At 66.1% G+C, this 25,977-nt stretch carries 22 protein-coding genes; 18 read left to right on the forward strand and 4 right to left on the reverse strand.

Going from position 1 to position 25,977, the window contains the following annotated elements; translation table 11 throughout:
• Nucleotides 1-23: 23 nt before the first annotated feature.
• Both L0U84_RS21955 and L0U84_RS21960 read left to right on the forward strand, forming a co-directional pair.
• Nucleotides 24-869 carry a CHAD domain-containing protein gene (locus L0U84_RS21955; RefSeq protein WP_233852622.1) on the forward strand — a complete coding sequence of 282 codons (846 nt, stop codon included), beginning with the start codon at nucleotides 24-26 and terminating at the stop codon, nucleotides 867-869.
• Between the two features lie 105 nt (nucleotides 870-974).
• Nucleotides 975-2,570: a diguanylate cyclase gene (locus L0U84_RS21960; protein WP_233852624.1), complete on the forward strand. Its 1,596-nt coding sequence runs from the start codon at nucleotides 975-977 to the stop codon at nucleotides 2,568-2,570.
• Between the two features lie 68 nt (nucleotides 2,571-2,638).
• On the opposite strand, the gene L0U84_RS21965 is transcribed toward L0U84_RS21960, so the two are convergent.
• From L0U84_RS21965 to L0U84_RS21975, 3 genes are all read right to left on the reverse strand, one after another.
• On the reverse strand, nucleotides 2,639-3,763 hold the full coding sequence (locus tag L0U84_RS21965) for a VTT domain-containing protein (protein ID WP_233852626.1): 1,125 nt from the start codon (nucleotides 3,761-3,763) through the stop codon (nucleotides 2,639-2,641).
• A gap of 424 nt (nucleotides 3,764-4,187) precedes the next feature.
• On the reverse strand, nucleotides 4,188-4,826 hold the full coding sequence (gene folE / locus L0U84_RS21970) for a GTP cyclohydrolase I FolE (protein ID WP_326491192.1): 639 nt from the start codon (nucleotides 4,824-4,826) through the stop codon (nucleotides 4,188-4,190).
• Between the two features lie 137 nt (nucleotides 4,827-4,963).
• Nucleotides 4,964-5,893, reverse strand: a complete 930-nt coding sequence (locus L0U84_RS21975; RefSeq protein WP_129957224.1) for a LysR family transcriptional regulator — start codon at nucleotides 5,891-5,893, stop codon at nucleotides 4,964-4,966.
• 431 nt (nucleotides 5,894-6,324) lie between these two features.
• Between L0U84_RS21975 and L0U84_RS21980 the strand changes: the two genes are divergently transcribed.
• The 5 genes from L0U84_RS21980 to pcaC all read left to right on the forward strand — a co-directional run bounded on the left by L0U84_RS21980 (nucleotide 6,325) and on the right by pcaC (nucleotide 10,682).
• Complete coding sequence (locus L0U84_RS21980) at nucleotides 6,325-7,032, forward strand: 3-oxoacid CoA-transferase subunit A (RefSeq protein WP_129957223.1); 708 nt, start codon at nucleotides 6,325-6,327, stop codon at nucleotides 7,030-7,032.
• 13 nt (nucleotides 7,033-7,045) lie between these two features.
• Nucleotides 7,046-7,705 (forward strand): 3-oxoacid CoA-transferase subunit B, encoded by a 660-nt coding sequence (locus L0U84_RS21985; protein WP_233852630.1) that lies wholly within the window; start codon nucleotides 7,046-7,048, stop codon nucleotides 7,703-7,705.
• Between the two features lie 396 nt (nucleotides 7,706-8,101).
• A complete protein-coding gene (locus L0U84_RS21990) occupies nucleotides 8,102-9,481 on the forward strand; it encodes a 3-carboxy-cis,cis-muconate cycloisomerase (protein WP_233852631.1) in 1,380 nt (459 codons plus the stop codon).
• Between the two features lie 5 nt (nucleotides 9,482-9,486).
• The gene (gene pcaD / locus L0U84_RS21995; RefSeq protein ID WP_233852632.1) at nucleotides 9,487-10,278 is read left to right on the forward strand and encodes a 3-oxoadipate enol-lactonase; all 792 of its coding nucleotides are present in this window, start codon (nucleotides 9,487-9,489) and stop codon (nucleotides 10,276-10,278) included.
• Nucleotides 10,275-10,682, forward strand: coding sequence for a 4-carboxymuconolactone decarboxylase (gene pcaC, locus L0U84_RS22000; protein WP_233852633.1), 408 nt, complete (start codon nucleotides 10,275-10,277; stop codon nucleotides 10,680-10,682). The genes pcaD and pcaC overlap by 4 nt, the downstream gene beginning before the upstream one ends.
• Nucleotides 10,683-10,751: 69 nt before the next feature.
• Here pcaC and L0U84_RS22005 read toward each other — a convergent pair whose 3' ends face one another.
• A complete protein-coding gene (locus tag L0U84_RS22005; RefSeq protein WP_233852634.1) occupies nucleotides 10,752-11,507 on the reverse strand; it encodes a TetR family transcriptional regulator in 756 nt (251 codons plus the stop codon).
• 289 nt (nucleotides 11,508-11,796) lie between these two features.
• Here L0U84_RS22005 and L0U84_RS22010 point away from each other — a divergent pair, with 289 nt between their 5' ends.
• The 11 genes from L0U84_RS22010 to L0U84_RS22060 all read left to right on the forward strand — a co-directional run bounded on the left by L0U84_RS22010 (nucleotide 11,797) and on the right by L0U84_RS22060 (nucleotide 25,975).
• Nucleotides 11,797-13,395, forward strand: a complete 1,599-nt coding sequence (locus tag L0U84_RS22010; RefSeq protein WP_233852635.1) for a 6-hydroxynicotinate reductase — start codon at nucleotides 11,797-11,799, stop codon at nucleotides 13,393-13,395.
• A 14-nt stretch (nucleotides 13,396-13,409) separates the two neighbouring features.
• Nucleotides 13,410-14,348, forward strand: a complete 939-nt coding sequence (locus tag L0U84_RS22015; protein WP_233852636.1) for a UPF0280 family protein — start codon at nucleotides 13,410-13,412, stop codon at nucleotides 14,346-14,348.
• Entirely contained in the window at nucleotides 14,324-14,914 is a 591-nt protein-coding gene (locus tag L0U84_RS22020; protein ID WP_233852638.1) for an amino acid synthesis family protein, read from the forward strand. The genes L0U84_RS22015 and L0U84_RS22020 overlap by 25 nt, the downstream gene beginning before the upstream one ends.
• Before the next feature lie 84 nt (nucleotides 14,915-14,998).
• Nucleotides 14,999-15,583: an amino acid synthesis family protein gene (locus L0U84_RS22025; protein ID WP_233852640.1), complete on the forward strand. Its 585-nt coding sequence runs from the start codon at nucleotides 14,999-15,001 to the stop codon at nucleotides 15,581-15,583.
• 174 nt (nucleotides 15,584-15,757) lie between these two features.
• Entirely contained in the window at nucleotides 15,758-17,710 is a 1,953-nt protein-coding gene (locus L0U84_RS22030) for an ABC transporter permease (RefSeq protein ID WP_233852642.1), read from the forward strand.
• Complete coding sequence (locus L0U84_RS22035) at nucleotides 17,707-18,519, forward strand: ABC transporter ATP-binding protein (RefSeq protein WP_233852644.1); 813 nt, start codon at nucleotides 17,707-17,709, stop codon at nucleotides 18,517-18,519. Before L0U84_RS22030 ends, L0U84_RS22035 begins: the two co-directional genes overlap by 4 nt.
• Nucleotides 18,516-19,229, forward strand: a complete 714-nt coding sequence (locus tag L0U84_RS22040) for an ABC transporter ATP-binding protein (RefSeq protein ID WP_233852646.1) — start codon at nucleotides 18,516-18,518, stop codon at nucleotides 19,227-19,229. Before L0U84_RS22035 ends, L0U84_RS22040 begins: the two co-directional genes overlap by 4 nt.
• Nucleotides 19,230-19,263: 34 nt before the next feature.
• Nucleotides 19,264-20,463 (forward strand): amidohydrolase family protein, encoded by a 1,200-nt coding sequence (locus L0U84_RS22045; protein ID WP_233852648.1) that lies wholly within the window; start codon nucleotides 19,264-19,266, stop codon nucleotides 20,461-20,463.
• Between the two features lie 28 nt (nucleotides 20,464-20,491).
• The gene (locus L0U84_RS22050; RefSeq protein ID WP_233852649.1) at nucleotides 20,492-21,001 is read left to right on the forward strand and encodes a (2Fe-2S)-binding protein; all 510 of its coding nucleotides are present in this window, start codon (nucleotides 20,492-20,494) and stop codon (nucleotides 20,999-21,001) included.
• Nucleotides 20,998-24,663 carry a molybdopterin cofactor-binding domain-containing protein gene (locus L0U84_RS22055; RefSeq protein WP_233852650.1) on the forward strand — a complete coding sequence of 1,222 codons (3,666 nt, stop codon included), beginning with the start codon at nucleotides 20,998-21,000 and terminating at the stop codon, nucleotides 24,661-24,663. Before L0U84_RS22050 ends, L0U84_RS22055 begins: the two co-directional genes overlap by 4 nt.
• A gap of 103 nt (nucleotides 24,664-24,766) precedes the next feature.
• Nucleotides 24,767-25,975 carry an ABC transporter substrate-binding protein gene (locus tag L0U84_RS22060; protein WP_233852651.1) on the forward strand — a complete coding sequence of 403 codons (1,209 nt, stop codon included), beginning with the start codon at nucleotides 24,767-24,769 and terminating at the stop codon, nucleotides 25,973-25,975.
• The last annotated feature ends 2 nt before the right edge of the window (nucleotides 25,976-25,977 follow it).

Here is a 25,977-nt window from a genome sequence, read left to right on the forward strand (position 1 = left end):
GGTCATGTTTCGTGGGAGCGTCGATGAAGCAAGGCAGCGAGACAGTCAACGAGCCGATGGCAGACGAGCCGGCAAAGCGGGCCTTTACCTCCTATGCCGCGCCGCTGGTCGATGAGGCGATCGGACTCGCCAAAGACGTGCACGACGACGCGTCACCCGAAGCGCTGCACAAACTGCGCGTTTCACTGCGGCGTTTGCGTTCATTGTGGTGGGCGTTCGCCCCGCTGCTCGACAAGGGCGAAAATTCGCGTCAACGCGCGGTCTACAAGTTTCTCGCCACCGCGGCGGGTAAAACGCGCGATTGGGACATTCTGATCGAGTTGCTCAGGCAGGAAGACGATGGCATGCAAGCGCTGATGCCGAAACTCGAGCAGGCGCGCCGCGACACGCTCGCAACCAGCCGCGAGACGCTATTGAACGCCGACGTCAAACATCTGCTGCGCGATGCGTTGGCCACCTCGTCCGCGCAACTGCACGCCGCGCACGATTCGGATATTGCTCTGCGCAAATTTGCCGCTCGACGCATAGGGGCATCGGAGCGTGCGTTGAAAAAGCGCATCAAACGCGCGCGCCATGCGAAACGCTCGAATTACGCCGCCTTTCACGATGTCAGAAAAGCGGGCAAGAAGCTGCGCTACCTGTTCGAGTTTTTCGGGCCGGTGCTTAAAATCAGCCATAAGCGCACGCTCAAGCGCTTGAAAAAAATTCAGAAGCGCTTCGGTTTGCTCAACGATACCGTCGCCAGCGGAGCGCTGTTGCGCGAGAATGCCGCGTCGCTTGCCGACGCGGATCACATGCAAGCCGCGTTGGATTGGCTCGACAGGAAACGCAAACGCCGCTTGCGCGCGGCGTCGGAGCTACTGGGCTGAGCGAGCGGGTTCGGTCCTCGCTGGCGGGGAGGATCCGCAGTCCAGAATGCATGGCGCACCGCACTGCCGGTGCGCAAGGATAGTCCGCGAAAGGAGGCGAGGAGCGTGGCACGGCAAGGGCTTTCGCTGCGTCGTCGGCTGCGCCATACGTTGCATGCCGCGCGAACCGGGATGACCCGCTATGTGGGCAACCGCCCGTGGGTGGCCGGCGTCGCCGGCACGCTAGTCGCGTTGGCCATGTCGATCCTGACGGCGGTGGAGGTCGGCGAAGGCCGCCGCGAAATGCTCGATCATGCGCGCCAGACCTCGCAAAATCTCGTGTCGATCATTTCCGCGGATCTCGCGCGCAACGTCGAGATTTATAGCCTGTCCTTGCAATCGATGGTGGATGCCGCGCGCAATCCGGTCACATGGACGCTGCCGGGCCCAGCACGCCAGGCGATGCTGTTCGATCGCGCGACCACCGCGGCCTATCTCGGCGGCGCGTATGTAGTCGGTGCCGACGGCGAAGTGGCCGCCGCGCAGTACAACGGCGCGAATACCACTGTCCATCTCGAGGACCGCGAATACTTTCAGGTGCAGCAGCGCAATTCGGCGGCGGGCCTCTATTTCTCGCATCCGTTCATGTCACGGTTGCGCGGCGGCGAGCAGTCGATCGCGCTGACGCGGCGCATCGACGATGCGCAAGGCCGCTTTGCCGGCATTGCGCTGCTCGCGATCCGCATCGAGTACTTCCAGCATCTGCTGGACCGGATCGACACCGGCGAGCAGGGCTCGGTCTTCATCGTGATGACGGACGGCACGGTGCTCGCGCGCAAGCCGTTCGAGGCGCGCGCGATCGGCGCGAACATCGCGAAGTCGCCGACCTTCTCGGCGATGACCATGCACGATTCCGGCACCTATGTATCGGTTTCGCCGGTCGATGGTGTGCGGCGAATCTTCACGTACGCGCATGTACCGGGCTCGCCGCTGATCGCCGTGGTCGCGCCTGCCGTCGACGACGTGCTCGCGCCGTGGCAGCGCCGCAGCCACGTGGCCGCCGTGTTGACCGTCGGGTTCGGCGCGGTGTTCGTGCTCGTGTCGTGGCTGCTCGCGTTCGCTCTGCGCGACAAGCAGCGCGCGCAGGCCGCGCTGCAGCGTCTCGCCGCGACCGATCCGCTGACCGGCCTCAGCAATCGCCGCGTGCTCGACAAGCGGCTCGACGACGAATGGATGCGCGCCCGACGCGAGAACAAGCCGCTGTCGGTGCTGTTCATCGATATCGATCACTTCAAGCGTTTCAACGACACCTACGGCCATGAGAGCGGCGACGAGGTGTTGGTCGCAGTGGCCGATTGCATCGCATCCGTGGCACGGCGCTCGGTCGATCTGGTTGCTCGCTACGGCGGCGAAGAGTTCGCGGTGGTGCTGCCGGATACCACTGCGCAGGGCGCGTTCGCGGTCGCGGAGCAGATTCGCCGTCGGGTGGAAAACCGGGTCATCCTGCCTGGGCAAGATGCGCCGCAGGCGGTGACGGTGAGCGTGGGCTGCGCAACCGCGCTGCCGACGGCGACGGATGTCGCGAGCAGGCTGGAACTGCTGGCCGCCGCGGATGCACAGCTATACGTGGCGAAAAACGCGGGACGCAATCGCACCAGCTCGGCGCAGTGGGACGAGTATTCGGTGGCGCAGCGGGCGTCGAGTACCGGCGCGGCGCTTTGACGCCAGATGTTCGTGCTCGCGTGCGTGAACCCTTTCCTGGCTCATATCGTCGCGCGACGCAGCGCGAGTCAGGCGCGCTCTGCGCTGCGCGGCGCGAAACCGCGCAACGTCACCGCCGCGGGAGTTTCGTCGCGCCACGCGGAGCGCGGCCGATCGGCAGCAGCACCGTCCGCGTAAGCCAGTAAGCCCACCGGGAAGCCGCGCCGCTGCCAGGCATCGAGCCCGCCGCGCAGCGCGCGAATCCGCGTGTAGCCGTTGCTGCGCATATGTTGCGAGACTTCGAGCGCGGTCGCGCTGTCCGGGCAGATGCAATAGATGACCATGTCGTGGGTGCGCAGCGCGCCCTCGATCTGCTCGGGCGAATGCGGATCGAGCGCGAGCGCGTCGGGAATCCGGCGTCGCAGATCGAGCAGCGGGCCGCCGGGCCGCGCATCGAGCACGCGGGACGGCGCCATGCGGCTCAGGCGACCGGGGCGGCGCCAGCGCCACGGCATTCTCGACACGGCGCTCGCCGGTGAGGCGTGAGTCGGCGCGGTTACCGTCGGCGCGGCCGGCATTGGCGTGGCTGGGGCCGATTCGGCTCGCGCGTACCGACGCCGTTCCAGGTATCGCAGATACAGCCGGTAGAGCAGATAGACGAACGCCACCGCAAGAAGAATGTCGGCGAGTGTGCCGCCGCGCTGCTCGACGAACGCGCGCAGCATGTGCAGTTCGCGTTCCACCGCCGCGCCGCCGAGTAGCCAGAATGCCGCCCACACGATCACGCTCGCCAGATCCCAGAGTGCGTAGATGCGGATGTCGACGGCAGTCGTGCCCATCAGCGGTGGCGTGAGCAGGCCGAGCCCGGGCACGAACTTCGAAATCGACACGAGCGGCACGCCATAGTGTTCGAATAGGGAGCGCGCCGTTTCGAGCCTCGTATCGACGGCGGGCGACAGGCGGCCGAGCCACCCGAGCAGGTTGCGGCCATACAGCCGGCCCGTCGCGAACCAGGTGCCGTCGCCGATCAATGCGCCTAGCGCCGCCGCGCCGAGCGTCGGCCAGAACGACAGGGTGCCCGCGGCGATCGCCGAGCCCGCGAACAGCAGCATCGGCACGGCAGGAATCGGTACGCCGAGGCGCGTCAGCAGAACGTTGACGAACACGATCGCGCTGCCCCAGGTTGACACCGCCGACAACGGAAACTCGACCAATTGAGGCGCTCCTGTTGCTGCTGTTGGGCCGACATGCGTGCGCAAAGTCTCGCGTGGATGGTGCGCCCGCGGTGGATCGCAAAGCGCGTTCCCGCGGCACCGTGGATTCAGCATAGCCGATGGTTTGTTGCACGGTGCCTGGTGCGCGATGGGTGGTGCGCGCGGTGCGGTGCACGTGGGGCGGTGCACCTGGGGCGGGCCGGGTGGATTGGGCGACGGGACGATCCGTGAGGGAGCAGCGCGTCCCGACGGGCGGTGCTGAGCATCGACCTCGATCATCAAGACGCAACTAACTGTCAATCCAGCGTACCCACCGCAAGATTACCGGCGGGTCCGAAGAGAGTGCGCGGGGGCGCACGCATGCTATGCAGGGGCGGGGGGCTGCATCGTCAGCGAACCGCAAGCAGCCTTTCAGTCCGCCGCATCAGGCATTCGGCATCGCCACCACACCGGGATTTCCGACGATGGACAGAAACTCCCGCCGTGTCGACGGATCGGTGCGGAAGGTGCCGAGCATGCGCGACGTGACCATGGTGACGCCCGCCTTATGCACGCCGCGCGTCGACATGCACTGATGCGCGGCTTCGAGAATCACGCCGACGCCGGCCGGTTGCAGCACGTCGTTCAGCGTATCGGCGATCTGCACGGTCATCTTTTCCTGGATCTGCAGCCGTTTCGCGAACGCATCGACGAGGCGTGCGAGCTTCGAAATGCCGACCACGCGATGGTTCGGCAGATACGCGACGTGCGCGCGTCCGATGATCGGCACCATATGGTGCTCGCAGTAGCTCTCGAAACGGATGTCCTTCAGCACGATCATTTCGTCGTAGCCGTCCACTTCGGAGAAGGTACGCGCGAGGATCTCGCGCGGATCGACCTGATAGCCGGCGAAGAACTCCTCGTAGGCGCGCGTCACGCGCGCCGGCGTGTCGATCAGGCCTTCGCGCCGCGGATCGTCGCCGGCCCAGCGCAGCAGCACGCGCACGGCTGCCTCAGCTTCTTCGCGGCTCGGGCGTTCGACGGCCGCTGCGGGTTTGGTTTTCTTTGCCTTGCTGCTGGTCATGCGTCGTCCTCCTCGATCGCGCGTCGGCGCTGCGCGGCGCGCGGGGTCAGTAACTGGGGCCATTGTTCCATGTTTTACGCCCACAGGTGCCGATGCCCCTTTCGCGGCCGGGGCGGTCGCAAACCTGCTTCAAACCACTACTTCGGCCATTCGTCCATCGCATCGTTGAACAGTTCGGCGACCACGCCGCGCAGCCAGCTGAGGCGCGGATCGTTATGAAACTTGCGATGCCAGTGCTGGCGCAGGTCGAAGCGCGGTAACGGCAGCGGCGGCTCGACGAGCATGATCGACGCATGCTCCGACACGTACGCGAAGCCGATCGCGTGCGGCACGGTCGCGAGGAGATCGGTGCGCGCGAGGATGAAAGGCAGGCTCATGAAGTGTGGCGTTTCGAGCACCGCGCGTCGCCTGATGCGCTTCTTCTCGAGGTACTGCTCGAGCACTTCCTGGCTGCGTCCCTCGGCGCGCACGACCGCATGCCCCGAGGCCACGTATTGCTCGAGCGTGAGCGGCCCCTTCGACAGCGGATGTCCGCTGCGCATCAGGCAGATGAAGCGATGCGTGAAGAGCCGCTGCTGAAAAAAGTTGTTGCCCGCCAGGTCCGGAAAATAGCCGACGGCGAGATCGACGTCGCCCGATTCGAGCCCGCGTTCCACCTGCGACGGCGACAGCGTGACGGAGCGCAGATTCGCGGACGGCGCGCGCTCGGCGAACAGCTGCAAAAGACGCGGCAGAAACACGATCTCGCCGACGTCGGACAGCGCGATCGAGAACGTATGTGTGCTCGTCGCCGGATCGAAATCCTGCACGTCGAGCATGCCTTTCTCGATGCGCAGCAGCGCGTCGCGCGCGGCGGGCAGGATCGCGAGCGCGCGCGGTGTCGGCTCCATGCCCCTGGAGGTGCGCACGAACAGCGGATCGTCGAAGTATTCGCGCAGGCGGCCAAGCGCGGTGCTCACCCGCGGCTGGCTCACGCCGAGCTGCTCGGCGGCGCGGCTCACGTTGCGCGTGTCTTCCATCGCAACCAGATATGGGATCAGATTCAGATCCAGATGTGTCTCGGACATGCTTGTTGTGGCTCGCGGGGCGGGCGGGGCAACGCGGTGCCTATGCCGTATCGCTATAGAGCCTAGTTGAAAAATCTCCCATAAGCATAGTGGGATTTCGCCCAGCCGGTTTTTTCGCGCGCAGGTCGAGCGCTGGACGGGGTCAACCCGGACCTTCGCCGCCGCGTGCGGCGACCTATGATGAAGGGGGTTTCCCTGCCTTGACAACCCGCCCACAAGACAACCATAATCGCCGAAGCGTTCGCTAAACGAATCACTGTTCATGTAACGAACAAATTCAACAGCGAACCAATCGAAGGCGCCAGCCCGCTCTCCCCTCGCGAGCCGTCGCCAGCATGCCCGGAGACTGTTTCCGCGCGAGCCTTGCCGCGAACCTGGTCGGTGAGGGCTGTCAGCCCAGCGGCACGTAGCGCCCCCAAAGGAAATTCGACATGATCAACAAGATTTTCGAGACACTTCAATCGGCGGTTGCCGATGTCCACGACGGCGCGACCGTCATGATCGGCGGCTTCGGCACGGCCGGCATGCCGTCCGAGCTGATCGACGCGCTGATCGAGCAGGGCGCGCGCGACCTGACCATCGTCAACAACAACGCCGGTAACGGCGACATCGGCCTCGCGGCACTGCTGAAAGCCAAGCGCGTGCGCAAGATCATCTGCTCGTTCCCGCGCCAGACCGACTCGTATGTGTTCGACGCGCTCTATCGCGCCGGCGAAATCGAACTCGAACTCGTGCCCCAAGGCAACCTCGCGGAGCGCATCCGCGCGGCGGGCGCGGGCATCGGCGGCTTCTTCACGCCGACCGCGTACGGCACCAAGCTCGCCGAAGGCAAGGAAACCCGCCTGATCGACGGCCGTCACTACGTGCTCGAAGCGCCGCTGCATGCGGACTTCGCGCTGATCAAGGCGTACAAGGGCGACCGCTGGGGCAACCTGATCTATCGTAAGACCGCGCGTAACTTCGGGCCGATCATGGCGAGCGCCGCGAAGACCGCCATCGTGCAGGTGTCGGAAGTGGTGCCGCTCGGCGGCCTCGATCCGGAAGAAATCGTCACGCCCGGCATTTTCGTGCAGCGCGTGATCGCGGTGCCGCAAGCAGCGCATGCCCCGACGCCCAATCCTCACGACGCTGCTGCCTGACCCGGAGACCGACATGAAAAAACTGACCCGCGATGAAATGGCCAAGCGCGTTGCCCAGGACATCCCTGAAGGCGCTTACGTGAACCTCGGCATCGGCGTGCCGACGCTGGTGGCGAACCACCTCGCCGCCGACAAGGAAATCTTCCTGCACAGCGAAAACGGTCTGCTCGGCATGGGCCCGGCACCCGAGAAGGGCAAGGAAGACGACGAACTGATCAACGCCGGCAAGCAGCACGTCACGCTGCTGACGGGCGGCGCGTACTTCCATCACGCGGATTCGTTCGCGATGATGCGCGGCGGCCATCTCGACTTCTGCGTGCTCGGCGCGTTCCAGGTGTCGGCGAAGGGCGACCTCGCGAACTGGCACACCGGCGCACCCGACGCGATTCCGGCGGTCGGCGGCGCGATGGATCTGGCGATCGGCGCGAAGCAGGTCTACGTGATGATGGAGCACCTGACCAAGCAAGGCGAAAGCAAGATCACCGCCGAGTGCTCGTATCCGGTCACTGGTATCGGCTGCGTGACCCGTATCTATACGGACCTCGCGATGATCGACGTCACGAAGGAAGGCCTCGTCGTGCGCGAGATTTTCTCGGACATCGGCTTCGACGAACTGGTGAAGCTGACTGGCGTGCCGATGACCGACGGCACGCAGGCCGCGCGCGCGGCCTGAAGCTAGCCGAGGCGTCGCGGCGGCGGTCCGCTTTGCGGCCGCGTCGATGGCGTCTCGGTTGAAGGCCGCTTACGCCGCAAGAATGCAGCAACGATGTCGCATTCATGGGGCGCGTGGCGTTCCACGAACAGGCCAGCGCCGACGTGGGCACGGCTCACCGCGCGCTGACCTGGCGACCTCGGCGACATGCGGGCCGCGTTTGGCGCACAATACGCAGCACATGGCGCGGCGTAGAGTGGCGTAAGGGCGGCGCACTGCATAGCGACGCTGACGAATAGGCGCCTGCGCGAAGCGCGACACCTGGTCCGCAGCGCGACGCCGCGACGGCGCCTGCTTCGAACCGTCGCGCGCCGCGCCGATTCTTCACCTCCGATTCCCTCAAACATCGTCGTCACCATGCTCGACTCCAGCGCCCGTCTGACTGGCCTTCTTTGCGGCACACAGCCGATGAACGACATCTGGGCGCCGCGTGCCACGCTGCAACGGATGCTCGATGTCGAAGCCGCGCTCGCGCGCGCTTCGGCCGCCCACCAAGTGATTCCCGAAGCCGCCGTTCCCGCGATCGAAGCCGCCTGTGAGGCCGATCAGCTCGACGCCGACGCGCTCGCACGCGACGCCGCGCTCGGCGGCAACCTCGCGATTCCGCTCGTCAAGCAACTGACCGCGCGCGTCAAAGCCGCCGATGCCGAAGCCGGCAAATACGTGCATTGGGGCGCGACGAGCCAGGACATCATCGACACGGCAACGGTGCTGCAACTGCGCGACACGTTCGACCTGCTCGACAGCGGCCTGCAAGCGACCTGCGACGCGATCGCGAAACTCGCGGCCACCCATCGCGCGACGCCGATGATCGGCCGCACGTGGCTGCAACAGGCGCTGCCGATCACGCTGGGTCTGAAGTTCGCGCAATGGCTCGACGCGCTGTTGCGTCATCGCGAGCGGCTCGATGCATTGCGCGAGCGCGTGCTGGTGCTGCAGTTCGGCGGCGCGGCCGGCACGCTCGCGAGTCTTCGCGAGGCGGCGCCGCAGGTCACGCAGTCGCTCGCGAAGGAACTGGGCCTCGCGGTGCCGACCTTGCCGTGGCACACGCAGCGCGATCGCATCGCCGAAACGGCGTCGCTGTTCGGCATGCTGATCGGCACGCTCGGCAAGATCGCGCGCGATGTTTCGCTGCAGATGCAAACCGAAATCGACGAACTCGCCGAACCGGCCGCGGCCGGCAAGGGCGGATCGTCGACGATGCCGCACAAGCGCAACCCGGTCGGCTGCGCGGCCGTGCTGACCGCCGCGACGCGCGCGCCGGGACTGGTCGCGACCGTGTTCGCCGGCATGGTGCAGGAGCACGAACGCGCGCTCGGCGGCTGGCAGGCCGAATGGGACGCGCTGCCGGATCTCGCGCGCCTCGCGGGCGGCGCGCTCGCGAACATCGAACAGATCGCGTCCGGCTTGAACGTCAACGTGCCGCGCCTCGCAAAGAATCTCGACGTCACGCACGGGCTGATCCTCGGTGAAGCGGTGATGCTCGCGCTCGGCGATTCCATCGGCCGGCTCGACGCGCATCATCTGGTCGAGCGCGCGTCGAAGGCGGCGATCCGCGACGGCAAGACGCTGTACGACGTGCTCGCCGCCGACCCGGCCGTCACCGAACATCTTTCGATCGAGCGCCTGAAGCAGCTGCTCGATCCCGCTCAATACGTCGGCCAGGCGCACGCATATGTCGATGCCGCGCTGGCGCTTCACACCTCGCGCGCGCAGCGCGCCCATTCCAAGGAGTAACCGGCATGCCCTACGCCGCAGTCAACGGCACCGAGCTTCACTATCGCATCGACGGCGATCGTCACGGCCACGCGCCGTGGCTCGTGCTGTCGAATTCGCTCGGCACTGATATGTCCATGTGGACGCCGCAGGTCGCGGCGTTGTCGAAGCATTTCCGCGTGCTGCGCTACGACACGCGCGGCCACGGTCATTCGGAGGCACCGAAGGGTCCGTACACGATCGAGCAGCTGAGCGGCGACGTGCTCGGCCTGATGGATACGCTGAAGATCGCACGCGCGAACTTCTGCGGCATCTCGATGGGCGGCCTGACCGGCATCGCGCTCGCCGCGCGTCACGGCGACCGCTTCGAGCGAGTCGTGCTGTGCAACACGGCCGCGCGCATCGGCTCGCCTGAAGTGTGGGTCCCGCGTGCCGCGAAGGCGCGCACCGAAGGCATGCTCGCGCTCGCCGACGCGGTGCTGCCGCGCTGGTTCACGGCCGACTTCATCGAGCGCGAGCCGGTCGTGCTGGCGATGATCCGTGACGTGTTCGTGCACACCGACAAGGAAGGCTACGCATCGAACTGCGACGCGATCGATGCGGCCGACCTGCGTCCCGAAACGCCGGGCATCAAGCTGCCGACGCTCGTGATCAGCGGTACGCACGACCTCGCCGCCACGCCCGCGCAGGGCCGCGAACTCGCGCAGGCGATTCCGGGCGCGCGTTACGTCGAGCTCGACGCCTCGCACATTTCCAACATCGAAAAGGTCGACGAGTTCACGAAGACCGTGCTCGACTTCCTGACGGAGGCAAAATGAACGACGAAGATCGCTACGAAGCCGGCATGGGGGTGCGTCGCGCGGTGCTGGGCAACGCGCACGTCGACCGTTCGCTCGCGAACCGCACCGAGTTGACCGAGGAGTTCCAGAACTTCATCTCGCGCTATGCGTGGGGCGAGATCTGGACGCGCGAAGGACTGCCGCGTCATACGCGCAGCCTGCTGACGATCGCGATGATGGTGGCGTTGAATCGCAGCGAAGAACTCGCGCTGCACCTGCGCGCCGCGAAGAACAACGGCGTGACGCGCGAGCAGATCAAGGAAGTGCTGATGCAGACCGCGATCTACTGTGGCGTGCCGGCGGCCAATTCCGCGTTCCACCTCGCCGACAAGCTGTTCCGCGAGGACGATGCGGCGGCCGCGGCCGCGGCGGCGAAGTCGTAAAGACCGCGCACGCGTAGTACTCAGCGCCAATCAGAAAACGCGCGACGGACATATCCGTCGCGCGTTTTTTTATGCAGCGCCGCGAGCTGGTTCGGCTTTGGTTTCGCTTTTGCTTTCGCTTTCGCGATGGTTCACTGCCGCCTTCGTCACGGCATCGCTCGCGGGCACCTGCACGCACACCGCGCGCCGTACCGTCTCCTTGATCACCTCGCGCCAATGCGCGAGCGCCGCTTTGTCCATCAGCGGCTCGCCGAGAAACGCGCCGAGCGTGTACTGATTGGCGTTATAGAAATAGCCGAGCGACGCGATCATCAGATACACGTCGCGCGCCTCGATATCGGCGCGAAACACGTTCTGCGCGCGTCCCGCGTCCAATAGCTTCTGCACGACCGAAATCGCGTAGCCCGAAATCTCCTTGAGCTTCTGCGATTTTTTCGCATGCTTGCCCTGGTGCAGGTTTTCGCTCGACAGCAGCGTGACGAACTCCGGATGATCGAGGTAGTACTGCCAGACGAATTCGACCATCTGTTCGAGCCCATGCACCGGATCGCGCAGATCGAGATCGAGTTTGCTTTCCGCTTCGTTGAACTGCGTGTAGATGGTCTCCAGCACTTCGATGAACAACTGCTCCTTGCTGCCGAAGTAGTAATAGATCATCCGGTCGTGCGAGCGCGCGGCCTTCGAAATGCTTTCGATGCGGCCGCTCGCATACCCCTGCTTCGCAAACACCTTGATGGCCGCCTTCAGGATCTTGGCGCGCGTGTCCTGCGCCTGTTTCGCGCGGATACCGATGGCGCCCGGCTTGCGAACGGCGGTGGGACTCATGACGGTCTCGGATCTCTTTGTCAGCGTAGGTTTGAACGGCAGGCGCGCACGCCAAGCGCGCCGATGCCGCATTGCACCACGATTCCGCGCGACGGAAAACACGTTGCGCAGTCGATTTTGATCGAGTAGATTTCAATCGAGTTTGGTGTAGAAGATACTACATGAACGGTGAGTGGCCGCAACATGAAAATGGGCGGCCCACGCGAAAGTCCCCTGAAACCGGGGCGATTCGCGCACCGCGCAGCACCGCCAGCCATGTCGCACCTGTGATGTCGTACGGAACCCCACGATGACAGAACATACGAAGGTCGATTTCGGTGCAGAGAGTGTCGATCGCGATACCGCGTCGACGCCGGGCCCGACCGTGCTCGAAAAGTCGGCGCCGCGCAGCGAGCGCATGGCCTCGAACAAGATCGAATGCAATGCGTGTCCGGTGCTGTGCCAGATCTCGGAAGGGCGCACGGGCGCGTGCGATCGCTACGCGAATGCTGATGGGCGGTTGATTCGTGTCGATCCGGTGGTGTTTCTGTCGCGTGCCAATGATGCCGGCGCAGATAAGGCGGATGCGGCAATCGAATTCGGCCCAGCAAGCGCCGCAGAACAAAGCACCGCCGAACCCGCACTCTTCGTCACCGGCGTCGGTGCCTCGTCGACCTATCCCGACTACAAGCCCGCGCCATTCATCGTCGCGTCGAAGCTCGACGACGTCGACATGGTGACCGTCGTCACCGAAGGGATCTTCAGCTATTGCAGCTTCAAGGTGAAGATCGACACCGACCGCTTTCTCGGTCCCGAACAGGCGAACGTGCGCTGCGACGGCGAGATCGTCGGCCACGTGACGACGGCCGAATACGGCTCGCAGATGCTGAGCCTCGGCGGCGTCCATCATCTGACCGGCGGCAGCAAGAAAGAAGGCCGGGTGACCTGCGACATGATGCTTGCGCTCGGCAACAAGGAGGCGGTCGAACTCAGTATCGACGGCGGCGCGAGTCTCGTGATCCGCGCCGGCGTCGCGCCCATCGTCGACGGTGTCGAGGAGCAGCGCATGCGTGTCGGCTGCGGCTCCGCGACGATCGGCATCTTCGCGAAGCAGTGGTTCGGCCACGTCGATGAAGTGGTGGTCGTCGACGATCACATCACCGGTGTGCTGACCGAGCATCAGGCGGGCCGCTGCCTCGGCATGACGCGTTCAGGACTCAAGATACGCGGGCGCAAATCGACGCCGGGCCGCTATTTTCAGGTCGCCAATCCTGGCACCGGTTGGGGCGGCACCGACATTCAGGACCCGCTCGCGATCGTCGAAGGATTCGATCCGACCGTCGCGAAGCCGGGCATGCGCGTGCTGATGGTATCGACGACCGGCGAGCACGCGCAATGGTACGAGCTCGACGCGCAACTCGTGCCGCGGGTCGCGCCGATGCCCGACGCGGTGCGCAGCACGGTCGAGCGGATCGGCGAGAACTGCGAGCCGTCGCTCGCGACGGTGCTGTTTCTCGGCGGCGCGGGCGGCAGTCTGCGCGCGGGCGCGACCGAAAATCCGGTGCTGCTCACGCGCGCGATCAAGCGCAAGCTCGTCAACGTGACGTGTGGCGGCGCGCCCGCTTATGTGTGGCCAGGCGGCGGCATCACCGTGATGGTCGACGTGATGCGCATGCCGGACCGGTCGTTCGGCACGGTGCCGACACCGGCGATCGTCGCGCCGATCGAATTCACGATGACGTACGACACGTATTGCGATCTGGGCGGGCACGTCGATGCGGTGCGCTCGCTGCAGAGCGTGCTAGCGAGTGGACCGACGCATACGGAAGGCGCACCGCTCGCGCGCCGCACGCTGGCGCTCGATTCGGATAATCCGTGGCCGCCAGCAGTGCTCGGTCGATCCTCCTGAATAAAAGCCACACGATGACCCCCACCCGAATCCGGCTCGACGAACACCGCTGGCATTGGCAGCACGGGCCGATCGACCTGATCCTCGGCGCCGACGGCGAGCCCGACGCGTTGCGCGCCGCGTACGACGCGTGCTGGCAGCGCTTCAGTGGCGTATTGCAGGAACTGGTGGGCGAATTGAACGTGCTTCGGCAACCGGTTCGGTCAGCGGCTGCGTTGCAGGATTGCCCGCTTCAAGGGCCGGTCGCGACACGCATGTGGCGTGCGTGTCACCCGCATCGATCAAGCTTTGTCACGCCGATGGCCGCAGTGGCGGGCAGCGTCGCCGACGAACTGATTGCCGCCTTTGCGCGGGAGGGCATCGCGCGCGCGTTCATCAACAACGGTGGCGACATCGCGCTGCATCTCGCCGCGGGGCAGCAGTATCGCGTGGGCGTGTTCGCGGACCTGGCGCAATTCTCGGGCTCGCGTTTCGCGCACGACCCTGCGCTCGACGCGCATCTGACGCTCGACGCGCGGCAGCCGATTCGCGGCATCGCGACGAGCGGCTGGCGCGGCCGCAGCTTTAGTCTCGGCATCGCCGACAGCGTGACCGTGCTCGCGCGCGAGGCCGCGAGCGCCGACGCCGCCGCGACGATGATCGCGAACGCCGTCGATCTCGACCATGCGGAGATCGTGCGGCGCCCGGCCTCGTCGCTGAAGGACGATAGCGATCTCGGCGATCTGCTGGTGACCGTCGACGTGCCGCGTCTGCCGCAGCCGCTGATCGACTTCGCGCTCGCGCGCGGCGTCGACGTTGCACAGCGATTGTGCGAGCAGGGTTTGATCGAAGGCGCCGCGCTGTTCCTGCAAGGACGGGCGCGCGTCGCAGGCATCGACGATTCACGCGCGTCGTCCACTACGCGCGCTTCACTGACAACGGAGGCTCCGTGTTCGAAATACGCCGCGTGCTGACACACGTCGAGGACATCTTTCACGAGTTCGGCCCCGCGCCCGCGCAGCCGCTCAGACGCGGCGCGATTGCCGCGGTGATGACGAATCCGTTCGCGGGCCGCTACGAGCCCAATATCGAACCCGCGATGGAGGCGCTGAAGCCGATCGGTTTCGATATGGCGCAGCGGCTGCTCGCGGCGATGGCGGTGCCGCATGCGTCGATCGAAAGCTATGGGAAAGGCGCGATCGTCGGCGCGCGCGGCGAGCTGGAGCACGGCGCGCTATGGCATGTGCCCGGCGGCTACGCGATGCGCGAGCTGCTCGAAAAGCACGGCGTGCCGACCAACGCGATCGTGCCGTCGACGAAGAAGGTCGGCGCGCCGTCCACTGCGCTCGACGTGCCGCTCACGCATGTGAACGCGAGCTACGTGCGCAGCCACTTCGACGCGATCGAAGTACGCGTGCCCGGTGCGCCCGCCGCCGATGAGATCGTCTACATCCTCGTGATGAGTACGGGCCAGCGCGTGCATGCGCGGGTAGGCGGCCTCGCGAAAGAGGCGATCGTCGGCAAGGACGGCTTGCGCTAAAGCGGCGCGCCGCAGCAACGGCGCACAAACGAGCGGCGCAACCACACAGCAAAACAGCAAAGCATCGCAACCCGGAGAGCGGAAATGGCAATCAGGCTTCGCAAGCTGGTCGTGCAGGTCGACGAAACACGCATCGAAATGGGCCAGGCCGTCGAGCCGCCCGCGCGCCGCGCGGTCGCGATCGCGGTGATCGATAATCCGTATGCGGGCCGCTACGAGGCGAAGCTCGACGCGCTGATCGACGCGGGCGAGGAACTCGGCGCGCTGCTCGGCAAGCGCTGCGTCGAAGCGTTGGGCATCGCGCCCGGCGAAGCGCAAAGCTACGGCAAGGCGGCGATCGTCGGCGAGGCGGGCGAGCTCGAACACGCGGCCGCGATCCTGCATCCGAAGCTCGGCGCGCCGCTGCGCGCGGCGGTCGAAAAGGGCGCGGCGCTGGTGCCGTCGGCGAAGAAGATCGGCACGCTCGGCACCGCGATCGACGTGCCGCTCGGCCATAAGGACGCCGCCTACGTGCGCAGCCATTTCGACGCGATCGAGGCGCGCGTGGCCGACGCGCCGCGCGCGAACGAAATCGTCGTGGCGGTCGCGGTCACGGCGTCGGGCCGGCCGCTGCCGCGCATCGGCGGCCTGCAGGCGAACGAGATCAAGGGCGAGGACGGCTTGCGCTGAGCGATCGTTTTTTCCAGGCGCCTGTTTGCCGTCGCTTGTTGCGCGGGTTGTTTCGCTGGTAGTGTCCTGCCGTTGACGCGGGCGCGCATGGTGCCGCCCGCGCTGCAACGCCCCGCCGATCGAGCCGCTGCGCATGTTGCGCGCGCGCCGTTCGGCGGGCTGCCGAGGGTCCCGATGCTTTCGAATCTGCTGGTACAACTGGTCAATGGACTCGCCGACGCGTCGACGCTGTTTCTGGTCGCCGCCGGTTTGTCGTTGATCTTCGGCGTGACGCGCATCGTCAACTTTGCGCATGGCTCGTTCTATATGTTCGGCATTTACGTCGCGTATAGCATCGCGAGCCGCTTTGGGCATACGGCGGGCGGCTTCTGGCTGTCGGTACTGGCTGCGGCGCTCGCGGTCGCGGTATTGGGCGCGCTCGTCGAAATCGTCGTGTTGCGGCGGATCTATCAGGCGCCCGAGTTGTTTCATCTGCTCGCCACTTTCGCGCTCGTGCTGATCTTTCGCGACGCCGCGCTATGGCTTTGGGGCCCCGACGATCTGTTCGGCCCGCGCGCGCCGCATCTGGCGGGCGCGGTCGATTTTCTCGGCCATCCGCTGCCCACTTACGACATTGCGCTGATCGTGATCGGCCCCGTCGTCTTGCTGCTGCTGTGGTACGGGTTGACGCGCACGCGCTGGGGCACGCTGGTGCGCGCCGCGACGCAGGATCGCGAGATGCTCGGCGCGCTCGGCATCAACCAGGCGTGGCTGTTTACCGGCGTGTTCTTCGTCGGCGCGTTTCTCGCGGGACTCGGCGGCGCGCTGCAAGGCCCGCGCATGTCGGCGAACCTGTCGCTCGACCTGGAGACGATCGGCAATGCGTTCGTGGTCGTCGTGGTCGGCGGCATGGGTTCGATTCCGGGTGCGTTCGTCGCGGCGTTGCTGATCGCCGAGATCAAGGCGTTGTGCATTGGCATCGGGCACGTGACGATCTTCGGCGTCGGTTTGTCGCTGAGCCGCTTCACGCTGGTCGCCGAATTCGTCGTAATGGCGGTCGTGCTGGTGGTGCGGCCGTGGGGGCTGCTCGGCCGCGCGAGCGCCGCGGTGCGCGCGATGGGGGCGCCGGAAACGCCGTTGCGACCCGCGGGCAAGCGTTTGAAGTGGCTCGCCGCCTTCGTGTTGCTGGTGCTCGTGCTTGCCCCGCTCGCGGCCAACGCGTTTCCGTATATGCCGGTGCTGCTCGTCGAAATCCTGATCGCGGTGCTGTTCGCAACGAGCCTGCATTTCATCATGGGTCCGGGCGGTTTGCATTCGTTCGGCCATGCCGCGTATTTTGGACTCGGCGCATACGGCGCGGCGCTGTTCCTGAAAGTGCTGAATCTGCCGATGGAGGCCGCGTTGCTGCTCGGGCCGCTGCTCGCCGTGGTCGGTGCGCTCGTGTTCGGCTGGTTCTGCGTGCGCCTCTCCGGTGTCTATCTCGCGATGCTGACGCTCGCGTTCGCGCAGATCGTGTGGTCGGTCGTGTTCCAGTGGGACGACGTGACGGGCGGCAGCAACGGCATTCTCGGGCTGTGGCCGTCGAACTGGCTGTCGTCGCCGGTCGCGTTCTACTACCTGACGCTCGCGTGCGCGGTGCTCGGCGTGTGGCTGTTGCGCCGCATGCTGTTCTCGCCACTCGGCTACGCGATGCGCGCGTCGCGCGATTCCGCGCTGCGCGCAGAGGCGATCGGCATCGACGTGAAGCGTGTGCAATGGGTGTCGTTCGTGATCGCGGCGTTGTTCTGCGGACTCGCCGGATCGCTGTACGCGTTTTCGAAGGGCAACATCTCTCCCGAAGTGATCAGCGTGAGCCGTTCGGTCGATGGCCTCGTGATGGTGCTGCTCGGCGGCTTGCAGACGTTGAGCGGGCCGATCGTCGGCGCGGCCGTGTTCACGTGGCTGCAGGATACGGTCGCGCGACAGACCGACTACTGGCAGGCGCTGCTCGGCCTCGCGATCCTGCTGCTGGTGATCGCGTTTCCACAGGGGATCGTCGGCTTCATTCGCGAGCATTTCGGTGATTCGAGCGGCGATCAGGCCGACAGCGCCAACGGCGGCGCGGCGTCGCCGTCGCAACGGACCGCCGCGGTCAAGGAGGGCCTATGAGCCTGCTGCGCGTAAGCGGTCTGTCGAGATCGTTCGGAGGACTGAAGGCGGTCGATGACGTTTCGTTCGATCTCGAAGCCGGCCAACTGCTGGCGCTGCTGGGTCCGAACGGCGCGGGCAAGTCCACCTGCTTCAACATGGTCAACGGACAGTTGCAGCCGTCGGCCGGCTCGATCCGTCTCGACGGTCATGAACTCGTCGGCATGCGGCCGCGCGATATCTGGCGACGCGGCGTCGGCCGCACGTTCCAGATCGCCGCGACGTTCAATTCGATGACGGTGCTCGAAAACGTGCAGATGGCGTTGGTGTCGCGCGAGAAAAAGACCTTCGGCCTATGGAAGCCGGCAGGTTCGCACCATGCCGACGAAGCGTTCGGGCTGCTCGAACAGGTCGGCATGGGCGCGCACGCGAAACGCGCGTGCGGCGTGCTCGCGTATGGCGACGTGAAGCGCGTCGAACTCGCGATTGCGCTCGCGAACCGGCCGAAGCTGCTATTGATGGACGAGCCGACCGCGGGCATGGCGCCGAAGGAGCGCAACGAATTGATGGCGTTGACCAAAAGCCTCGTGACTGAACACAAGATTGGCGTGCTATTCACCGAGCACAGCATGGACGTCGTATTCGCGTACGCCGACCGCATGATCGTGCTCGCTCGCGGCAAGCTGATCGCCGAAGGCGACGGCGATACCATCCGCAACGACCCACGCGTGCAGGAAGTCTATTTCGGCACCGGCAAGACATTCCGGCCGCACGCGCCGCTACAGGACGCGGCGGACGATGCGCAGAACGGCCAGGGGACGTTGCAATGAGCGAATCGATGCTGAAAGTCTCTGGCCTCAACGCGTTCTACGGCCGCGCGCATATCCTGTTCGACGTCGGACTCGAAGTCGGCCGCGGCGAGGTGGTCGCGCTGATGGGCCGCAACGGCGCCGGCAAATCGACGACGATGAAAGCGGTGATGGGACTGCTGCCGCGCCGCCACGGCGAAGTGACGTTTCGCGGCCAGAACATCAGTACGCTCGCGCCGTACAAGATCGCCCGCATGGGGGTCGGTTTCGTGCCCGAAGACCGCCGCGTGTTCGCGGACCTGACGGTGATGGAGAACCTCGACACGGGCCGCCAGCCGCCGCGCGAAGGCGCGCCGCAATGGACCCCCGAGAAACTGTTCCGCCTGTTTCCGAATCTCGGCGAAATGCCGAAACGCCCCGGCGGCCAGATGAGCGGCGGCGAGCAGCAGATGCTGACCGTGTCGCGCACGCTGATGGGCAATCCGTATCTGGTGCTGCTCGACGAACCGTCCGAAGGCGTCGCGCCGGTGATCGTCGAGCAGATGGCGAACATGATTCTCGAACTGAAGCGCGAAGGGCTATCCATTCTGTTATCCGAACAGAATCTGCACTTCGCCGAGCTGGTCAGCGACCGCGCGTATGTGCTCGAAAAAGGGCAGATCCGTTTCAGCGGCACGATCGGCGAACTGGCACGGAACGAAACAGTGAGGCGCGCTTATCTGAGCGTGTGAATTCATCGGGTAGTGTCGGCGAAAGGAGAGGCAGATGGCGGCAGAGACGTTGACAGGCTTGTCGGGCAAGGTCGCGGTAACGAACATCGGATTGCTGCTCTCGGGCGATATCGATCAGCCGATTCTCGACGCGGACACGCTGGTGATCGACGACGGCGTGATCGTCGCGGTCGGCCGCGAGAAGGACTGCGATCTCGAAGGCGCGCGCACCACGGTCGACTGCAAAGGCACGACGGTCGCGCCCGGCTTGATCGATTCGCACGTGCATCCGGTGTTCGGCGACTGGACCCCGCGCCAGAATCAGCTCGGCTGGATCGAGTCGAATCTGAACGGCGGCGTGACCACGATGATCTCGGCTGGCGAAGTGCATTTACCTGGGCGTCCAAAGGATGTGCTCGGCGTGAAGGCGCTGGCGATCGCCGCGCAGCGTTCGTTCGACGGCATGCGCGCGGCTGGTGTGGGTGGCGGCGTCAAGGTGCTGGCGGGCGCGCCGGTGATCGAGAAAGGCATGGTCGAGCAGGACTTCAAGGAGCTCTCCGAAGCCGGGGTGAAGTTGCTCGGCGAAGTGGGTCTCGGCAGCGTGAAGGGCGGCGAGGAAGCGCAGCAGATGGTCGCGTGGGCCCGCAAGTACGGCATCCAGAGCACGATTCACACGGGCGGTCCGTCGATTCCGGGCTCGGGGCTGATCGATCGTGACGTCGTGCTCGCCGCCGATGCCGATGTGATCGGCCACGTCAACGGCGGCCATACATCGTTGTCATACCGGCATGTGTGCGATCTGTGCGAGCAGTCGAGCCGCGCGCTCGAAATCGTCCACAACGGCAACGAGCGGATCGCGTTGCTGACCGCGCGCCATGCGATCGAGCTGAAGTGCCCGCACCGGATCATTCTCGGCACCGATAGCCCGGCGGGCTCCGGCGTGCAGCCGCTCGGCATTCTGCGGATGATCGCGCTGATTTCGAGTCTCGCCGACGTCCCCGCCGAAATTGCGTTCTGCTTCGCGACCGGCAATACCGCGCGGCAGCGCAATCTGCGCCAGGGGCTGATCGAAGTGGGCCGTCCCGCCGATCTCGTGTTCATGGACCGCGCGCAGCATACGGCCGCCGACACGCTGCTCGAAAGCGTGCAGCTCGGCGATATTCCGGGCGTCGGCATGGTGATGATCGATGGCTTGATCCGTTGCCGGCGCAGCCGCAATACGCCGCCCGCGACCGAAGTGCCGGTGGTGCTGTGAACGCGCGGCACGACAGGGTGCTCGCATCATGACGAACCGCGCCGCGCAGCTCGTGCTGAAGGTGAACGGCGCGACGCATGTGGTCAATGCGGTGGCGCAGACGCCGCTGCTCTATCTGCTGCGCAACGATCTCGCGCTGAACGGGCCGAAGTTCGGCTGCGGCCTCGGCGAATGCGGCGCCTGCACCGTGCTGCTCGACGGCATGCCGACGCGCGCTTGCGTGACGACCGCCGAAGTCGCACTGGGCCATGAGATCACGACGCTCGAAGGGCTCGGCACGCGCACCGCGTTGCATCCGGTGCAGCAGGCGTTCATCGACGAACAGGCCGCGCAATGCGGCTACTGCCTGAACGGCATGATCATGACCGCGAAGGCGCTGCTCGATCGCGATCCGCATCCGAGCGTCGCGACGATCCGGCGCGAGCTGTCGCGCAACCTGTGCCGCTGCGGCACGCATGTCGAGATCGTGCGCGCGGTGCAGCGCGCGGCGCAATTGCTCGCCGCGCAAACGGACGTGCACGACGGAGCGCGCGTATGACCGGGCCGGACTTCAGCGTCGACCGTCGTGGCGCGCCGCCGTCGCGCAAGCAGTTGTACGACGCGCACAGCGTGCTGATCGTCGCGCGGCCGCCGCATGCACCGGTCAAGGCCGCGCCCGGTCAGCCGGGTTCGCGTTCGTCGTTCGTGCCGACCGAGGCCGATCTGTTTCTGGTCGTGCGCGACGATGGCAGCGTCGTTGCGTTCAACGGTCACGTGGACCTGGGCACCGGCATCGGCACGGCGCTCGCGCAGATCGTCGCGGAAGAACTCGATGTGCCGCTCACGCGCGTATCGATCGTGCTCGGACATACCGGCGAAGCGCCGAACCAGGGACCCACGATCGCGAGCGCGACGATCCAGATTTCGGCGGTGCCGCTGCGGCAGGCGGCGGCGCAAGCGCGTCAGTATCTGCTCGCGCAAGCGGCTGCGCGTCTGACCGTGGACGCGAACGATCTCGACGTGCAGGACAGCCGGGTGTTTCCACGCGATGGCGACCCGGCGCAGGGCATTCACTATGGAGATCTGATCAAAGGCCAGCGTGTCGAACTGCTGCTGTCGAGCGATGCGCCGTTGAAACCGGCGCACGCGTACCGCGTCGTCGGCAAAAGCGCGCCGCGCGTCGATATTCCGGCGAAGGCGACCGGTGAGCTGAGCTTCGTGCACGACGTGCGCGTGCCCGGCATGTTGCATGGACGCGTGGTGCGACCGCCTTATGCCGGCGTCGCGCAGGGCGAGTTCATCGGGCATAGCCTGCTGGAGGTGAACGAAGCGTCGATTCGCGACTTGCCGGGCATCGTCGAGGTAGTCGTGATTCGCGATTTCGTCGGCATCGTCGCCGAGCGCGAGGAAATCGCGCAGCAGGCGGCGCAGCGGCTCGACGTGCGCTGGAAAGCGGTCGATGGCTTGCCGCCGCTCGACACGAGCGAGCAGGTCGAAGCGGCGTTGCGCGCGAATCCGGCGACGCGGCGCGATCTGGTGATCGAAGGCGACGTCGACGCGGAGCTCGCGCAAGACCCGTCGCGCACGCTGGAACGCACCTACGTGTGGCCGTTCCAGATGCATGCATCGATCGGCCCATCGTGCTCGGTCGCGGACTATCGCACCAGAGACGGCGAAGGTGCGCAGCTGAAAATCTGGTCCGGCACACAGAATCCGCATTCGTTGCGCGCCGACCTCGCGTTGCTGCTGGCGCTCGACGAAGCGCGCATCGACATCGTGCGGATGGATGCGGCGGGCTGCTACGGACGCAATTGCGCGGACGACGTCGCCGCCGACGCCGCGCTGCTGTCGCGCGCGGTCGGCGCGCCGGTGCGCGTGCAGCTATCGCGCGAGGACGAGCATGCGTGGGAGCCGAAGGGCGCCGCGCAACTGATGGACGTACGCGGCGCGCTGAGCGCCGAAGGCGAACTGGCCGCCTATGACTTCGCGACGCGCTATCCGTCGAACGACGCTCCCACGCTCGCGCTGCTGCTGACCGGCACGATCCCCGCTCAGCCGCAGGTGTTCGAGATGGGCGACCGCACGGCCGCGCCGCCATACGACTATCGCAGCATGCGCGTCGTCTGCGACGATACGCCGCCGATCGTGCGCGCCGCGTGGCTGCGCGGCGTGTCCGCGCTGCCGAACACGTTCGCGCACGAGTCGTTCATCGACGAACTGGCCGAGCAGGCCGGCGTCGATCCGGTCGAATTCCGCCTCCGGCATCTGAGCGATCCGCGCGCGATCGACCTCGTCAAGGCGGTCGCCGCGAAAGCCGGGTGGGAGCCGCGCGAACCCGCATTCAAAGCCCGCGGCAAAGACGGCGAAAGCGACGAAGACGGCGACGTAGCGCGCGGCCGCGGCATCGCGTACGCGCGCTACGTGCACAGCAAATTCCCGGGGTTCGGCGCTGCCTGGTCCGCGTGGGTCGCCGACGTCGAAGTCAATCGCAAGAGCGGCGAACTCGCGGTCACGCGGGTCGTCGTCGGTCAGGACACCGGCACGATGATCAATCCCGACGGCGTGCGTCACCAGATTCACGGCAACGTGATCCAGACGACGAGCCGCGCGCTGAAGGAGCAGGTCAGTTTCGGAGACAACGCGGTGACGAGCCAGGAGTGGGGCGCGTATCCGATCCTGACGTTCCGCGAAGTGCCCGTGATCGACGTCGTGATGATGCCGCGCCACGGCGAGCCGCCGATGGGTGCGGGCGAATCGGCGTCGTTGCCCGGCGCGGCCGCGATTGCCAACGCGCTGTATGACGCGACGGGGGTGCGTTTCCGTCGTCCGCCGTTTACTCCCGAGAAGATTCGCGCCGCGCTCGCCGATGCGCAGGCGCAAGACGCGGCGGCGGCACGCCGGAAAAAGCGCTGGCGACGCGGCTTTTTTGGCTTGCTGGCCGCGGGCGCGGCGGGCGCGGTCGGCTGGCTTGGCGCGCTGTCGTTCGCATCGGTCTCCAGCGCGCCGCTCGCGCCGATCACGCCGCCGCTCGCGAGCGCGTTCGCGCCGGACATGGTCGCGCGTGGCAAGCTGCTGGCGTCGCTCGGTAATTGCGCGGTTTGCCATACCGCCCACAACGGCGTGCCGAACGCCGGCGGCAAGCCGCTCGCGACGCCTTTCGGCACCGTCTACAGCACCAACCTCACGCCCGACGGCCAGACCGGGATCGGTCACTGGTCGCTCGAAGCGTTCGCGCGCGCGATGCGGCACGGCATCAGCCGCGACGGTCATCGGCTGTATCCGGCGTTTCCGTACACGTCTTTCCAGAACATCTCCGACGACGATCTGCACGCGCTCTACGCCTATCTGATGTCGCAAACCCCGGTGCGCAGCCGGCCGCCCGAAACGAAGCTCGCGTTTCCTTTCAGCGTGCGACCGCTGATGGCCGCATGGAACGGCCTGTTTCTCGGCCGCACTGCGTTTGCCGCCAACCCGGCGCAGAGCGCGCAGTGGAATCGCGGTGCGTATCTGGTGAACGGCCTCGGCCATTGCAGCGCGTGCCACACGCCGCGCAATGCGTTCGGCGCCGAGAAAACCGGCGCGGCGTTCATGAGCGGCGGCAGCGCCGAGGGCTGGGAAGCGCCCGCGCTGTCGGCGTTGTCGAATGCGCCGGTGCCGTGGAGCGAGGACGAGCTGTTCCGCTATCTACGCGACGGTCACGCACCGTTGCATGGCGTCGCGGCCGGGCCAATGGCGCCGGTGATCGGTGATCTCGCGGCGCTGCCCGACAGCGACATCCGCGCGATGGCCGTCTATCTCGCGTCGCTCAATCCGCTGGAACCGAACGCGGATCCGGCTGCGACCGCGCACGCGTACGAGCAGGCCAGCACGATCACGGGCGCGCCGGTCACGGCGGGCGCGCGGCTTTTCGACGGCGCGTGCGCCGCTTGCCATCACACCGGCAGTGGGCCGCAGCTGTTCGGCGCGCATCCGTCGCTCGCGCTAAACACGAACCTGCACGGAGCGACACCGGACAACCTGATTCGCGTGATTCTCGACGGCATCGGCTCGCCTGCGCGGCCCGAACTCGGTACGATGCCGGCTTACCGCGACAGTTTCAACGACGCCCAGGTTGCCGAACTCGTGTCGTACCTGCGCGCGCAGTTCGCGGGCGGCAAGCCGGCATGGCAGGACGTCGCCGCGAACGTGGCCAGAATCCGCGCGGAGCCGCGCGAGCCATGAGCCGCCGGTTGCCGTCCGCAGATGCGCATGGCCGCGCGCTTGCAGGTCCGCACGTTCGCACGTCTGACAAAAACCACCATTCCTTCAGAAAACGGAGAAACGCATGACCACGCGCGCAGGATGGATCTCTCGCCTCATGGTGTCGACCGTGTGCTCGTTCGCCGCCCTGAGCGCGAGCGCACAGCAAACCATCAAGATCGGTGAGATCAATAGCTACAAGGCACAGCCCGCCTTTCTCGGGCCTTACAAGCAAGGCTGGAATCTCGCGCTCGAGCAGGTGAACGCGGCGGGCGGCGTGCTCGGCAAGCAGCTCGAAGTGGTGTCTCGCGACGACGGCGGCAACCCTGGCGACACGATCCGCGTCGCCCAGGAACTGATCGCGCGCGAGCAGGTGCAACTGCTGTTTGGCGGCTTCCTGTCGAACACCGGTCTCGCGCTCGCCGATTTCGCGAAGCAGAAGAAGATCTTCTTCCTCGCCGCCGAACCGCTGACCGACAAGATCGTCTGGGCCGACGGCAACAAATACACGTACCGTCTGCGTCCTTCGACCTACATGCAGGTCGCGATGCTGGTGCCCGAAGCCGCGAAGCTGAAGAAGAAGCGCTGGGCGATCGTCTACCCGAACTACGAGTACGGGCAATCGGCGGTGGCGACCTTCAAGAAGCTGCTGACGGCCGCGCAGCCGGACGTGCAGTTCGTGGTCGAACAGGCGACGCCGCTCGGCAACGTCGACGCGGGCGCCGTGACCCAGGCGATCGCCGACGCGAAGCCCGACGCGATCTTCAACGTGCTGTTCGGCGCCGACCTCGGCAAGTTCGTGCGCGAGGGCAATACGCGCGGGCTCTTCAAGGATCGCGCGGTGGTGTCGCTCCTGACCGGCGAGCCCGACTACCTCGATCCGCTCGGCGCCGAAGCGCCGACCGGCTGGATCGTGACCGGCTATCCGTGGTATTCGCTCGATACGGCCGCGAACAAGCAGTTCGTCGACGCGTATCAGGCCAAATATCACGACTATCCGCGGCTGGGTTCGGTGGTCGGCTATTCGGCGCTGATGTCGATCGCGGACGGGATCAAGAAGGCCGGTTCGACCGATCCGGACAAACTCGCCGCCGCGTTCAAGGGGCTCAACGTGCAGACGCCGTTCGGCCCGATCACGTACCGCGCGCAGGACAATCAGTCGACCATGGGCGCGTATGTCGGCGTGACCGGGGTCAAGGATGGCAAGGGCGTGATGACGTCGTACCGCTACGTGGATGGCGCGAGCGTGCAGCCATCGGATGCCGAGGTGAAGAAGCTGCGGCCGGTGGATTGAGG

This window comes from Paraburkholderia sp. HD33-4, assembly GCF_021390635.1.
Taxonomy (GTDB): domain Bacteria; phylum Pseudomonadota; class Gammaproteobacteria; order Burkholderiales; family Burkholderiaceae; genus Paraburkholderia.